The following is a 13,782-nucleotide window of genomic DNA, read 5'->3' on the forward strand; positions in this document are numbered from 1 at the left end:
ACTCGCATTCGGAGACGCCTGATGCATTCACATCCCGAAGCCGCCGATACGCTCATCTACGGCGCAACGCTCTACGACGGCACCGGCAAGCCGCCGGTCGTGCGCGACGTTGCCATTCGCGGCGATAAAATCGCAGCCGTCGGCAACTTGTCCAATTGGATTGCGGAAGAGATCGTCGAGGCGGACGGCCGCGCGCTTGCGCCGGGTTTCATCGACGTCCATACGCACGACGATACGCACGCCATTCGCGAACCGGACATGTTGCCCAAGCTTTCGCAGGGGGTCACCACCGTGATCGTCGGCAACTGCGGCATCAGTGCCTCGCCCGTGACGCTGCGTGCGCAACCGCCCGATCCGATGAACCTGCTCGGCGAGCGCGACGCCTTTCGCTATCCGACGTTCGCCGCGTATGTCGACGCCGTCAACGTCGCGCGCCCGGCCGTCAACGTGGCGGCGTTGGTCGGCCATACGGCATTGCGCAACAATCATATGGATCGGCTCGATCGAGCCGCCACGCCCGCTGAAATCGAAGCAATGCGCGCGCAACTCGTCGAGGCGCTCGAGCACGGCGCGCTCGGGTTGAGCTCGGGGCTCGCTTATGCGTCGGCGTTCAGCGCGCCGACCGAGGAGGTGATGGCGCTCGCCGAGCCGCTCGCGCAAGCAGGGGCGCTCTACGCGACGCATATGCGCAGCGAATTCGAAGCCATCTTGGAAGCGTTCGACGAAGCCTGCCGCATCGGCCGTCATGCGCGCGTGCCGGTGATCGTCTCCCATTTGAAATGTGCGGGCCCGCGCAACTGGGGACGCAGCATCGAGGTGCTGGCCGCCCTCGAGCGCGCGCGAGACGCGCAGCGCATCGGCTGCGATTGTTATCCCTACGACCGGAGTTCGACGACGCTCGATCTGAAGCAGGTCACGGGCGACATCGACATCACCGTGACCTGGTCGACGCCTCATCCTGAAGCCGCGGGCAAGTTGCTGTCGGCGATCGCAAGCGAATGGGGCGTGACGCAGCAGGAAGCGGCGCAGCGTTTGCAACCGGCCGGCGCGGTTTATCACAACATGTCCGAGGAGGACGTGCGGCGCATCCTCGCGCATCCGGCGACGATGGTCGGCTCCGACGGCCTGCCGAACGATCCGCTGCCGCACCCCCGGCTATGGGGCACGTTCCCGCGCGTGCTCGGTCATTACGCGCGCGACGTGCAATTGATCCCGTTGGAGGACGCCGTGCGGAAGATGACGGGGCTGTCGGCGCGTCGCTTCGGCCTCGAGCGTCGCGGCGAAATTCATGTCGGCTACCACGCGGATCTCGTGCTTTTCGATCCTGCGCGCGTGCGCGATGCCGCGACCTTCGACAATCCGCGCCAAGTGGCCGACGGGATCGACGCCGTCTGGGTCAACGGCGTGCTGTCGTACCGCGACCGTGCGGCCTCGGGGGAGCGCGCGGGCCGCTTCGTGCCGCGCGGGGCAGTGGTTGCGGGGGACGCGATCGCGCCTGCAGCCGAACCGTTCTGAGCCGTACGAAAAAACGGCATGCCGGCGTATTGGCGCCGGCGCCGCGCCACGCTATTGCCGTGCGGTGCGCGCGTTGTCGGGCATCGGCAGATTGTAGTTGGTGCGGAACGGATTGATGTCGAGCCCGCCGCGGCGCGTATAACGAGCGTAGACGGCCAATTTCAGGGGACGGCACTCGCGCAGGATGTCGATGAAGATGCGCTCCACGCATTGCTCATGAAAGCCCGTGTGCGAACGGTACGAGATGATGTAGCGCAGCAGCCCCGCATGATCGATTTGCGGGCCGACATAGTGAATTTGCACGCTGCCCCAATCCGGTTGCCCCGTCACCGGGCAATTGGACTTCAACAGATTCGAGTACACGGTTTCTTCGACGGGCGCTTCGTCGAGCGCGGCCTTGAGCAGTGTCGGATCGGGCGCGTATACGTTCGCATCGAGATCGAGCCGATCGAGCGAGAGTCCTTCGAACTCGTCGAATTCGAGCTTGCCGAAATCGCTGGGCGCGGTGAGCCGCACCGAGACGGTCGCGCCGCATGCCGAGGATATGTCGCGCTTGAGCGTGTCGCGCAGCGCGTCGATCGAATCGACCTGCGTTTGCGCGAACGAGCCGAGATAAAGCTTGAACGATTTCGATTCGACGATGTTCGGCGATTCGGCCGGCACGAAGAACGTCGCGATGGCGATCTGCGGCTTGCCGCGCGTATTGAGCCAGGACAGCTCGTAAGCGTTCCAGATGTCGGTGCCGAAGAACGGCAGCGCCGCGCCGATCCCGATCGCTTCGCGCGCTTGGCTGCGGGCGATCGGAAACAGCAGCGCCGGATCGTACTGCTCGGTGTAGGTCGTGCTCTTGCCGAGCGCAGAGTGTTCGGGAGTCATTGGATTCGGTGATGTTCGGGCGCCGGCATTAGCACGCGCGCCTGGCGGGCCTCATGCAAGAAACAGCCGGTAAACAGGATTGCTGCTTTCGTCCCAATACGGATAGCCGAGCGTCGACAAGAACCCCGCGAACGCCGCGTTATCCGCTTGCGGCACTTGGATGCCGACCAGAATCGAGCTGTAATCCGCGCCTTGGTTGCGGTAATGGAACAGGCTGATGTTCCAATCGGGCGCCATCGACGAGAGAAACTTGATCAGCGCGCCGGGGCGCTCCGGAAATTCGAAGCGGAACAGGCGCTCGTCGTGCGCGAGCGGCGAGCGGCCGCCCACCATGTAGCGGATGTGCTGCTTGGAGAGCTCGTCGCCCGTGAGATCGACGGTGGGAAAACCATGCGCTTCGAACGTGCTCGCAATGGCTGCCGATTCGCCGCGGCTCTTGATCTGCACGCCGACGAAGATATGCGCCGCGCTGGCATCGGCGATCCGATAGTTGAATTCGGTCACGCTGCGCTCGCCGCCCACGAGCTCGCAAAAGCGCTTGAAGCTGCCGCGCTCCTCGGGAATCGTCACGGCGAAGACCGCTTCGCGCGCCTCGCCCACCTCGGCCCGTTCGGCGACGAAGCGCATGCGATCGAAGTTCATGTTTGCGCCGGAGGTGACCGCCACCAGCGTTTTTCCGGTCACGCCCGTGCGTTCGGCATACTGCTTGGCCCCGGCCACCGATAAGGCGCCCGCCGGTTCCAGCACGCTGCGCGTGTCCTGAAAGACGTCCTTGATGGCGGCGCACAGGGCGTCGGAGTCGACCGTGAGAATGTCGTCCAAGAGCTCGCGGCACAGGCGGAAGGTTTCCTCGCCCACGAGCTTGACGGCCGTGCCGTCCGAGAAGAGACCCACCTCCTGAAGCGTCACGCGTTCGCCCACGCGCACCGACCGCGCCATCGCGCACGAGTCTTCCGTTTGCACGCCGATGACCAAGATGTCCGGGCGCACGGCTTTGACGTAGGCGGCGATTCCCGAGGCGAGGCCGCCGCCGCCGATCGGCACGAAAATAGCGTGGATGGGCGCCTGATGCTGGCTCAGGATTTCCATCGCGACCGTGCCTTGGCCCGCGATCACGTACGGATCGTCGAACGGGTGCACGAAGGTCAGGCCCCGCGCCTTTTGCAGTTCGATCGCATGCGCATAGGCGTCGCTGTACGATTCGCCGACTTGCACGACTTCGACCGTCGGCCCGCCATGCGCGCGCACGGCGTCCACCTTCACTTGCGGCGTCGTGACCGGCACGACGATGACGGCTTTGACGCCCAGGCGCGCGGCCGAATAGGCGACGCCTTGCGCGTGGTTGCCCGCCGAGGCGGTAATGACCCCGCGCGAGAGCGCGTCGGCGTCGATGTGAACCATCTTGTTGTACGCGCCGCGCAACTTGAACGAGAAGACGGGTTGGTTGTCCTCACGCTTCAGAAAAACGCGATTGGACAGGCGAGCCGACAAATTGCGCGCCGGTTCGAGTTCCGTTTCTCGGGCCACGTCGTACACGCGGGCGGTCAGGATCTTCTTCAGGTAATCGTGGGACGAGGACATGGGAGTTGCGCGCAGCGCTTGGCGTAGGTACGGATGCGAAAACGTCAATGATAGCGCCAACGGCCTACGCTTTTCCTCGTTGGCGTGGCAATGCACGGCGTTTCGAAGCGAATCGGGAGGCGCAGCGGCATTGACCGGACGGACGGTCGGTTGGGCGCGCGCGGCCCGCGAGACCAGTGTTTCGGGCGCGCCGCCGAGGCTGGGCTCGCCGCGAAATCGACGGTCCACGCATATCGGGATGATGCGGTAGAATCCTGTTTTAAGACCAGGACCGGATAATGCGCTGGCAGCCACGGACCGCCCCACCCACCCAAGCCCCGCGGGAAGCGCGTCCCGCGGCGCAGCGGCATGCCCGTCACGCACGATCGTGCGGCTAGCGCGCTTCTGATTCGAGTCGGCCGCGCTTGCGCCTACCCGCGCCACGGCCGCTAGCCCTCGACGCCCAGTTTCCAAAAATCATTGCGCGTGTCGCGCATTGCCGGCCGCAGTCGTCGATCGACGCTTTGCTCCGGCCCATCGATCCGTCCGACCATGAACGCACCTCAAGTCTTCGACCCGCATGGCGCCGCGGCCACTGTCGCCGCCGACGCCGAACCGCGCTTGCGCGAAATTCCGTACAACTACACGTCGTTCTCCGATCGCGAGATCGTGATCCGCCTGCTCGGCGACGAACCGTGGAAAGTCCTCGACGAGCTGCGCGCCGAGCGCCGTACGGGCCGTTCGGCGCGCATGTTGTACGAGGTGCTCGGCGATATCTGGGTGGTGCGCCGCAACCCGTATCTGCAAGACGATCTGCTCGACAATCCGAAGCGGCGCGCCTTGCTGATCGAGGCGTTGAACCACCGCCTGAACGAAATTGAAAAGCGCCGCCGCGCCGATTTGGTCGAGCATGCCGACGAGGCGGGGCTCGAGCGCGCCGCGCGCGTCGAGATGCTCGTCGCCGCGGCCCGGGGCGCCGTCGAATCGTTTGCGGCGGAGTTCGGCGCGATGGCCGAGTTGCGTCGCCGCGCAACCAAGGCGCTGGGCCGGTGCACGCAGAAGGACAACATTCGCTTCGACGGCCTCTCGCGCGTGTCGCATGTGACCGATGCGACCGATTGGCGCGTCGAGTATCCGTTCGTCGTGTTGACGCCTGATACGGAAGCCGAGATGGCGCGTCTCGTCAAAGCGTGCTTCGAGCTCGGACTGACGGTGATCCCACGGGGAGGCGGCACGGGCTACACCGGCGGCGCCGTGCCGCTCACGCCCTTTGCGGCCGTCATCAACACGGAAAAGCTGGAGCAGCTAGGCGCCGTCGAACTGACGGAGCTGCCGGGCGTGCCGACCAAAACTCCGACGATCTTCTCGGGCGCAGGCGTCGTCACGCGCCGGGTGACCGAGGCGGCCGAGGCCGCGGGGTATGTGTTCGCCGTCGACCCGACCTCGCTCGACGCCTCCTGCATCGGCGGCAACGTGGCGATGAACGCGGGCGGCAAGAAGGCCGTGCTGTGGGGAACGGCGCTCGACAACCTGGCCTGGTGGCGGATGGTCGATCCGGAGGGTAACTGGCTCGAAGTCACGCGGCTCGAGCACAATCGCGGCAAGATCCACGACGTCGACGTCGCGCGCTTCGAGCTGAAGTGGTTCGACGGCGAATTCGGTCCGGGCGAGCGCCTGCTGCGCACCGAGACGCTCTCGATCGAAGGCCGGCGCTTCCGCAAGGAAGGGCTTGGCAAAGACGTGACCGACAAATTCCTCTCCGGGCTGCCGGGCGTGCAGAAGGAGGGCTGCGACGGCTTGATCACATCGGCGCGCTGGGTGCTGCACAAGATGCCGGCCCACACGCGCACGGTTTGCCTGGAATTTTTCGGGCAGGCGCGCGATGCGATTCCGAGCATCGTCGAAATCAAGGATTACCTGTTCGAGACTTCCAAGCGCGGCGGCGCGATCCTCGCCGGGCTCGAGCACTTGGACGAGCGCTACCTGCGCGCGGTCGGCTACGCGACGAAATCGAAGCGCAACGCGTTTCCGAAAATGGTCCTGATCGGCGATATCGTCGGCGATGACGCCGATGCGGTGGCCACGGCCACCTCGGAAGTCGTGCGCATGGCCAACGGCAAGAGCGGCGAGGGGTTCGTCGCCGTCAGCGCGGAGGCGCGCAAGCGTTTCTGGCTCGACCGCAGCCGCACGGCCGCGATCGCCAAGCATACGAACGCCTTCAAGATCAACGAAGACGTGGTCATCCCGTTGAACCGGATGGGCGAGTACACCGACGGCATCGAGCGCATCAACATCGAGCTCTCGATCAAGAACAAGCTGCAGCTCGTCGATGCGCTCGAAGCGTTCTTCCGGGGCGGCAACTTGCCGCTCGGCAAGACCGACGACGCCAACGAGATTCCGAGCGCCGAGTTGCTCGAAGACCGCGTGCAGCAGGCGCAGCAACTGCTGCAGCGCGTGCGTGCGCGCTGGACCTTCCTGCGCGACAAGCTCGACTTGCCGCTGCGCGAGGCGCAGCACTACCTCGTGCAGTTGGGCTACGAGGCGCTTGCGGAAAAGTTCGCCGACCGCGTGGACGATCAACCGGGCGTGACGGTTTTCCACGTGACGCAAGACCGGACGATTCGTGCCTCGTGGAAGCAGGAAATCCGCGCCGAGCTGCGCCAGATTTTCAACGGCGGCGAGTTCAAACCGATCCTCGACGAAGCGCAGGCGATTCACAAGCGCGTGCTGCGCGCTCGCGTGTTCGTCGCGTTGCACATGCACGCGGGCGACGGCAACGTCCATACGAACATCCCCGTGAACTCCGACAACTACGAGATGCTGCAAGACGCGCACAAGGCCGTCGAGCGCATCATGAAGCTGGCGCGCTCGCTCGACGGCGTGATCTCGGGCGAGCATGGCATCGGCATCACGAAGCTCGAATTCCTGACGGAAGACGAGATCGCCGATTTCCGCGCGTACAAGGAGCGCATCGACCCGCAGGGCCGCTTCAACAAGGGCAAGCTGTTGCCGGGCGCCGACCTGCGCAACGCGTACACGCCGAGCTTCGGCCTCATGGGCTACGAATCGCTGATCATGCAGCAATCCGATATCGGTGCGATTGCCGATTCGGTGAAGGATTGCCTGCGTTGCGGCAAATGCAAACCCGTGTGCGCGACGCACGTGCCGCGCGCGAACTTGCTGTACAGCCCGCGCAACAAGATCTTGGCCACCTCGCTGCTGATCGAGGCGTTCTTGTACGAAGAGCAGACGCGCCGCGGCGTGTCGATCAAGCACTGGGACGAATTCAACGACGTGGCGGATCACTGCACGGTGTGCCATAAATGCGTGACGCCGTGCCCGGTCAAGATCGACTTCGGCGATGTCACGATGAACATGCGCAACTTGTTGCGCAAGATGGGCAAGAAGAAGTTCAACCCCGGTTCGGCTGCGGGCATGTTCTTCCTGAACGCGACCAATCCGCAGACGATCAACCTCGTCCGCGCGGCGATGATGGGCGTCGGCTACAAGGCGCAGCGACTCGGCAGCGACATCTTGAAGAAGTTCGCCAAGAAGCAAACGGCGCATCCGCCCGCGACGACGGGCAAACGGCCGGTGGTCGAGCAGGTGATCCACTTCGTCAACAAGAAGATGCCCGGCAATTTGCCGAAGAAGACGGCGCGCGCGTTGCTCGATATCGAGGACAACAAGATCGTGCCGATCATCCGCAATCCGAAGACGACGACCGTGGATTCGGAAGCGGTGTTCTACTTCCCTGGCTGCGGCTCCGAGCGGCTGTTCTCCCAGGTGGGCCTCGCGACGCAGGCCATGCTATGGGAAGCGGGCGTGCAGACGGTGCTGCCGCCGGGCTACCTGTGCTGCGGCTATCCGCAGCGCGGCGCTGGGCAATACGACAAAGCGGAGAAGATCGTCACCGATAACCGGGTGCTGTTTCACCGGGTGGCCAATACGCTGAACTATCTCGACATCAAAACCGTGGTGGTTTCGTGCGGCACCTGCTACGACCAGCTTGCCGGGTACGAATTCGAGAAGATCTTCCCAGGCTGCCGCATCATCGACATCCACGAGTTCCTGCTGGAAAAGGGGATCAAGCTCGACGGCGTCAAAGGCACGCGCTACATGTACCACGACCCGTGCCATACGCCGATCAAAACGATGGATTCCATCAAGCTCGTCAATGAGCTGATGGGCTCGAGCAACGACGGCTACAAGATCGAGAAAAACGAGCGCTGTTGCGGCGAGTCGGGCACTTTCGCGGTGGCCCGCCCCGACATTTCGACGCAGGTGCGCTTCCGTAAGGAAGAAGAAATCCGCAAGGGCGCGGCCAAACTGCGCGAGATTCCTGTCGCCGCGGCGAACCCGGGCACGAGCGGGGCCGAGGGCGCGGGCGGCAACGGCTCGGCCGACGTCAAGATATTGACGAGCTGCCCGTCGTGCTTGCAAGGCCTCTCGCGCTACAACGAGGATGCCGATATCGAAGCCGACTATATCGTCGTCGAGATGGCTCGCCTCATTTTGGGCGAGAACTGGATGGCCGATTACGTCGAACGCGCGAACGATGGCGGGATCGAGCGCGTGCTGGTGTAATAGCGCACGCGTGCAACTGCGCACGTGTGTAACCGCGCTCGCCGTCGTGGGTCGAACGCGAAGGGGCGATCATGGATTGCGTATTTTGCCGTGAGGAAGGCGGCGTCGTGCTTTGGCAGGACGACGCATTGCGCGTCGTATTGGCCGACGAGCACGACTATCCGGGCTTGTGCCGCGTGGTTTGGAACGCCCACGTGGCGGAGTTTTCGGATTTGGCGTCGCAGGAGCGTCAACGCGTGATGCTGGCCGTGTATGCGACCGAGCGCGCGGTACGGCGCGTGCTGGCCCCCGCCAAGGTGAACCTTGCGAGTTTGGGAAACCAGGTGCCGCACGTGCATTGGCATGTGATTCCGCGGTTTTCGAACGACGCGCATTTCCCGCTGCCGATTTGGGCGCCGCGGCAGCGGTCCGTTTCCGAGGCGTTGCTGTCGCAGCGGCGCGCACAAGCCACGCTGATCGCCGACGCGCTGCGCCAGGAAATGACGCAGGCGGGCGTGTGAATCCCGGCTGCCGTAAGATGCGATGCGCCGCCGCACGAGCGCGTGCGATGCGATCGCTGGATCGAACGAGAGGCAAGCAATGAGCGGACTGACTTCGCGCACGCCGGTGCCCACGGGCATCGTCGTTCATGCAAAATCGCGCACGCTGGAGCTGCAGTACGAGGGCGGCGCGAGCTATCGGATCGCTTTCGAACTGATGCGGGTGTATTCGCCGTCGGCCGAAGTGCGCGGCCACGGGCCGGGACAGGAAACCCTGCAAACGGGCAAACGGGACGTGACGATCGTCTCGCTCGAGCCGGTCGGCAACTATGCGCTGCAGCCCACCTTCTCCGATGGTCATTCGACGGGCATCTATTCGTGGGATTTGCTCTACGAACTGGCGACGCACCAGGACGAGCTGTGGCGCAGCTACTTGGATAGGCTCGCAGCCGCCGGCGTCGACCGCGACGCGCCCATGGCGGCGCCGGCCGCAGCGCGCGGTCACTGCCACTGACCGAACCGGCAGGGGCCGCTGCGCGACTCGGTCGCGGCCATTTGTCCTTCTGCCGCCCGCGGTGCGCGCTGGAGCGGCGCGGCGGGCGCTGATACGATCGCGCACCTATTTGAAAAACGCGGAGGATAACGCGATGAGCAAGACCCACTTTGGCTTCGAAACCGTCGACGAGCAGGAAAAAGCGAAGAAGGTGGCGGGCGTATTCCACTCCGTCGCGACCAATTACGACTTGATGAACGACTTGATGTCGGGCGGCCTGCACCGCGTGTGGAAGCAGTTCACGATCGCGCAGGCGCACGTGCGCCCTGGCTTCAAGGTGCTCGACATCGCGGGCGGCACGGGCGACCTCTCGCGCGCGTTCGCCAAGCAGGCAGGGCCCACCGGCGAGGTGTGGCTCACCGACATCAACGAGTCGATGCTGCGCGTGGGGCGCGACCGCTTGCTCGATCGTGGTCTCGTCACCCCCGCGCTGCTCTGCGACGCCGAGAAAATTCCGTTTCCCGACAACTACTTCGACGTGGCGACGGTCGCATTCGGCCTGCGCAACATGACGCGCAAGGAAGTTGCTCTTTCCGAGATGCGGCGCGTGCTCAAGCCCGGCGGCCGCTTGCTCGTGCTCGAATTCTCCAAGGTCTGGGAGCCGCTCAAGAAGGCGTACGACGTCTACTCCTTCAAGGTTTTGCCGTGGCTCGGCGCCAAATTCGCGAAAGATGCCGACAGTTACCGGTATCTTGCAGAGTCCATCCGCATGCACCCGGATCAGGACACCTTGAAAACGATGATGGAGCAGGCTGGGCTCGACAGCGTGAAATATTACAATTTGTCAGCTGGCGTGGTAGCCTTGCACGTGGGGGTGAAGTATTAAAACCTCCAACTCATTGTTTTTATAAGGAATACCGTAATGACCGATTCGCTTTCGCATCCTTCCAAACAGCTTTCAATGCATTTGACGAAGCGAATCAGGTTCTTTGCGGTGGCTACGATGCTGGCCGCCGGTACGCTCGCGACGCTCGATGCCGAGGCCAGGCGCATGGGCGGCGGGCGTAGCTTCGGGCGGCAGTCGCAAACCACGATGCAGCGCGACGCCGCCCCGCCCGCGCAGCAATCGGTCCGCTCGGCGCCTTCGGGCTCGCAGGCGCCTGCCGGCGCGCAAGCGCAGCGCACGCAGACTGCGCAGCCCGCGCAGGCCACCCCCGCGCGCTCGCGCTGGCTCGGGCCGATCGCCGGTTTGGCGGCGGGGCTCGGCATCGCCGCGCTGCTGTCGCACTTCGGCCTAGGCGGGGCATTCGCGAGCGCGATGGCAAACGTCATCGTGGTCGCGCTCATGGCGATGGTCGGGATTTGGCTCGTGCGCAAACTGCTTTCCCTGCGCCGCCGGCGCGAGACCTCGCCCGCGTTGGCCGGAGCGCTCGGCGCCTCGTCGATGCGCCCGGACGTCTTCACTGAACCGGCGGCCCAGTCCCAAACCGTGCGTGCCTCGGGTTCGTCCGCCGTGGCCGATGCGGGACACGCGGCATTCGCGCGGCCGGACGATTTCGACGAGGCTGCTTTTTTGCATCACGCGAAGGTCAACTTCGTGCGTCTCCAAGCCGCATGGGACGCGGGCAATCTCGCCGATATCGGCACGTTCTCCACGCCCGAAGTCTTCGCGGAACTCAAGCTCGAGCATGCGGCCCAGACCGGCGAGCGCAGCCAAACCGACGTCGTGCAGCTCAATGCCGAACTGATCGATCTGGCGGAAGATCCGCTCGAATACCGCGCGAGCGTGCGTTACAGCGGCTTGATCCGCGAGGTTTCCGGTCAGGCGGCGCAGCCCTTCGCCGAAATCTGGCAATTGAGCAAGCCCAAGCAAGGCGGCGCAGGCTGGGTGCTCGCCGGTATCGAGCAGGCGACCGTGCATTGAGCGGCGCCCGGCCGTTCGGCTCGGGCATTCGCGCCGAGTCGTTCGGCCGACGGTAGCGGCCGGGTGTCGGGCGCTACAATAGAGGCCCGCATCGGCTGCCGCCGGCGCGGGCTTTTTATTCCTACCCGATGACTCTTGCCGCCAAGCCCTTTGCCGCCGCCGTCAACCATTTGCTCGCTCGCGAAGCCTGGGCGCGAGAGCGCCTCGCGCCTTACGCCGGCAAGACGGCTCGTTTCGCGTTTTCCTCGATCGTGTTGACCTTCGCCATCGAATCGGACGGCTACCTCACTGCCATCGACGCGGGCGACGCGAAAGGCGTCGACGTCTCGCTGGCGATCGGTCCCGATGCGCTGCCGGCCTTCATGCAAGGCGGTCAGGCGGCCGTGATGAAGCACGTGAAGATCGAGGGCGATGCCGAATTGGCCACGCAGCTCGCGAAGCTGGCCGAGCACTTGCGTTGGGAGCCCGAGGAGGATTTGGCAAAATTGATCGGCGACGCACCGGCGCACCGAGCCGCCGGCCTCGTGCGGGCGGCGGGCGACCAGGCGCTGCGTGCCGGCCGCAGCTTGCGCGATTCGATCGCCGAATATTTGCTCGACGAGAATCCGCAGCTCGTGCGCCGCCGTGCGCTCGACGCGTTCAACGCCGAACTGGCTCGAACCCGCGACGCGCTCGCGCGCGTCGAAAAGCGGATCGAGCGTCTCGATCAGCAGGCGCATGCGCGCCAGGCAGGCGCGTTGCGCCGCGTACATTAGTCCGCGGGCCCGCCATGCGTCTATTGCGTTTTTTCAAGATCGTGTACACCGTCGTGCGCTTCGGGCTCGACGAAATGATGCTCAATCGCATCAGTGATCGCCGCGTGCGGTTCTTGCTGCGCGTCACCACGGTGGGCCGCCGCTTCAAGGCGCCGCCGGCGGTGCGGCTACGGCTCGCGCTAGAAAGCCTAGGTCCGATCTTCGTCAAGTTCGGGCAGGTGCTCTCCACCCGCCGCGACCTACTATCGACTGAAGTCGCCATCGAACTGGCCAAGTTGCAGGACCAGGTGCCGCCGTTCGACTCCGATGTGGCGATCGAAATCATCGAAAGATCGCTCGGCGCGCGCGTGGACGTGTTGTTCGACGAGTTCGAGCGCGTGCCCGTGGCGAGCGCGTCGATCGCACAGGTGCATTTCGCGAAGGTGAAGTCGGGGCAACATGCGGGCAAGGACGTCGCGATCAAGGTGCTGCGGCCGAACATGCTGCCCGTCATCGATTCCGACCTCGCGTTGCTGCGCGATCTGGCGACGTGGGCCGAGCGGATTTGGGCCGACGGCAAGCGGCTCAAGCCGCGAGAAGTCGTCGCCGAGTTCGACAAGTACCTGCACGACGAGCTCGACCTCATGCGCGAGGCGGCCAACGGCAGCCAGCTGCGGCGCAATTTCGCGGGCCTCGACCTGCTGCTCGTTCCCGAAATGTACTGGGAGTTTTGCACCCAGAACGTGCTCGTGATGGAGCGCATGGTGGGCGTGCCGATCAGCCAAGTGGAGACACTGCGGGCGGCGGGCGTCGATATCCCGAAGCTCGCGCGCGAAGGCGTCGAAATCTTTTTCACGCAGGTGTTTCGCGACGGCTTCTTTCATGCCGATATGCACCCTGGCAACATTCAGGTCAGCCTCGACCCGGCGCACTTCGGGCGCTACATCGCGCTCGATTTCGGCATCATCGGCGCGTTGTCCGACTTCGATAAGAATTACCTGGCGCAAAACTTTCTTGCCTTCTTCAAGCGCGACTATCACCGCGTGGCGACGCTCCATTTGGAATCGGGATGGGTGCCGCCCTCGACGCGGGTCGAGGAACTCGAGAGCGCGATCCGCGCGGTTTGCGAGCCGTATTTCGACCGGGCGCTGAAGGACATCTCGCTCGGGCAGGTGTTGTTGCGGCTCTTCTCCACCTCGCGGCGCTTCAACGTCGAAATTCAGCCGCAGCTCGTGCTGCTGCAAAAGACGATGCTCAACGTCGAAGGTCTCGGCCGCTCACTCGATCCCGAGCTCGACTTGTGGAAGACGGCCAAACCCTATCTCGAGCGGTGGATGAACGAGCAGATCGGTTGGCGCGGCTGGTACGAACGGCTCAAGGTCGAGGCGCCGCAGTGGAGTAAAACGCTGCCGCAATTGCCGCGGCTCGTTCATCACATCCTCGCCGAGCGGCAAGACGGCGCGCGCCACACGCAAGACACCGCCATCAAATTACTGTTGCTCGAGCAAAAGCGCACGAACCGCCTGCTGCAAGCGCTGCTGTTGTTCGGCGTGGCCGCGGGCGCGGGCGCAGTGCTGGCGCGAGCATGGCTCGCCCTCGCTTACGGAGCGTAAC

10 protein-coding genes are annotated in these 13,782 nt (G+C 64.5%); 8 read left to right on the forward strand and 2 right to left on the reverse strand.

Translation table 11 applies throughout. From position 1 onward, the window contains the following. Positions 1-21: 21 nt before the first annotated feature. Positions 22-1,515: an N-acyl-D-amino-acid deacylase family protein gene (locus tag QQS38_RS08265; protein WP_479644879.1), complete on the forward strand. Its 1,494-nt coding sequence runs from the start codon at positions 22-24 to the stop codon at positions 1,513-1,515. 51 nt (positions 1,516-1,566) lie between these two features. On the opposite strand, the gene queF is transcribed toward QQS38_RS08265, so the two are convergent. Both queF and ilvA read right to left on the reverse strand, forming a co-directional pair. Next, the gene (gene queF, locus QQS38_RS08270; protein ID WP_479644880.1) at positions 1,567-2,391 is read right to left on the reverse strand and encodes an NADPH-dependent 7-cyano-7-deazaguanine reductase QueF; all 825 of its coding nucleotides are present in this window, start codon (positions 2,389-2,391) and stop codon (positions 1,567-1,569) included. 51 nt (positions 2,392-2,442) lie between these two features. After that, entirely contained in the window at positions 2,443-3,972 is a 1,530-nt protein-coding gene (gene ilvA, locus QQS38_RS08275) for a threonine ammonia-lyase, biosynthetic (protein WP_479644881.1), read from the reverse strand. Positions 3,973-4,503: 531 nt separating this feature from the next. Here ilvA and QQS38_RS08280 point away from each other — a divergent pair. The 7 genes from QQS38_RS08280 (at position 4,504) to ubiB (ending at position 13,781) form a co-directional block, all read left to right on the forward strand. Continuing rightward, entirely contained in the window at positions 4,504-8,538 is a 4,035-nt protein-coding gene (locus QQS38_RS08280) for a DUF3683 domain-containing protein (RefSeq protein WP_479644882.1), read from the forward strand. Positions 8,539-8,609: 71 nt separating this feature from the next. Beyond that, positions 8,610-9,038: an HIT family protein gene (locus tag QQS38_RS08285; RefSeq protein ID WP_479644883.1), complete on the forward strand. Its 429-nt coding sequence runs from the start codon at positions 8,610-8,612 to the stop codon at positions 9,036-9,038. Between the two features lie 79 nt (positions 9,039-9,117). Beyond that, complete coding sequence (locus QQS38_RS08290; RefSeq protein ID WP_479644884.1) at positions 9,118-9,531, forward strand: gamma-butyrobetaine hydroxylase family protein; 414 nt, start codon at positions 9,118-9,120, stop codon at positions 9,529-9,531. Between the two features lie 133 nt (positions 9,532-9,664). Next, positions 9,665-10,396, forward strand: a complete 732-nt coding sequence (ubiE, locus tag QQS38_RS08295; protein WP_277427347.1) for a bifunctional demethylmenaquinone methyltransferase/2-methoxy-6-polyprenyl-1,4-benzoquinol methylase UbiE — start codon at positions 9,665-9,667, stop codon at positions 10,394-10,396. 36 nt (positions 10,397-10,432) lie between these two features. Next, complete coding sequence (locus tag QQS38_RS08300; RefSeq protein WP_479644885.1) at positions 10,433-11,434, forward strand: Tim44 domain-containing protein; 1,002 nt, start codon at positions 10,433-10,435, stop codon at positions 11,432-11,434. A gap of 128 nt (positions 11,435-11,562) precedes the next feature. Then, complete coding sequence (locus QQS38_RS08305; RefSeq protein WP_479644886.1) at positions 11,563-12,189, forward strand: ubiquinone biosynthesis accessory factor UbiJ; 627 nt, start codon at positions 11,563-11,565, stop codon at positions 12,187-12,189. A gap of 14 nt (positions 12,190-12,203) precedes the next feature. Then, positions 12,204-13,781, forward strand: a complete 1,578-nt coding sequence (ubiB, locus tag QQS38_RS08310) for a ubiquinone biosynthesis regulatory protein kinase UbiB (RefSeq protein ID WP_479644887.1) — start codon at positions 12,204-12,206, stop codon at positions 13,779-13,781. Position 13,782 lies beyond the last annotated feature (1 nt).

Source organism: Trinickia sp. Z7 (assembly GCF_056498045.1).

Excerpts from the sequence above, each read along its gene's own strand:
- QQS38_RS08265 (WP_479644879.1), top strand. The coding sequence starts at position 22 with ATGCATTCACATCCCGAAGCCGCCGATACGCTCATCTACGGCGCAACG.
- queF (WP_479644880.1), bottom strand. The coding sequence starts at position 2,391 with ATGACTCCCGAACACTCTGCGCTCGGCAAGAGCACGACCTACACCGAG.
- ilvA (WP_479644881.1), bottom strand. The coding sequence starts at position 3,972 with ATGTCCTCGTCCCACGATTACCTGAAGAAGATCCTGACCGCCCGCGTG.
- QQS38_RS08280 (WP_479644882.1), top strand. The coding sequence starts at position 4,504 with ATGAACGCACCTCAAGTCTTCGACCCGCATGGCGCCGCGGCCACTGTC.
- QQS38_RS08285 (WP_479644883.1), top strand. The coding sequence starts at position 8,610 with ATGGATTGCGTATTTTGCCGTGAGGAAGGCGGCGTCGTGCTTTGGCAG.
- QQS38_RS08290 (WP_479644884.1), top strand. The coding sequence starts at position 9,118 with ATGAGCGGACTGACTTCGCGCACGCCGGTGCCCACGGGCATCGTCGTT.
- ubiE (WP_277427347.1), top strand. The coding sequence starts at position 9,665 with ATGAGCAAGACCCACTTTGGCTTCGAAACCGTCGACGAGCAGGAAAAA.
- QQS38_RS08300 (WP_479644885.1), top strand. The coding sequence starts at position 10,433 with ATGACCGATTCGCTTTCGCATCCTTCCAAACAGCTTTCAATGCATTTG.
- QQS38_RS08305 (WP_479644886.1), top strand. The coding sequence starts at position 11,563 with ATGACTCTTGCCGCCAAGCCCTTTGCCGCCGCCGTCAACCATTTGCTC.
- ubiB (WP_479644887.1), top strand. The coding sequence starts at position 12,204 with ATGCGTCTATTGCGTTTTTTCAAGATCGTGTACACCGTCGTGCGCTTC.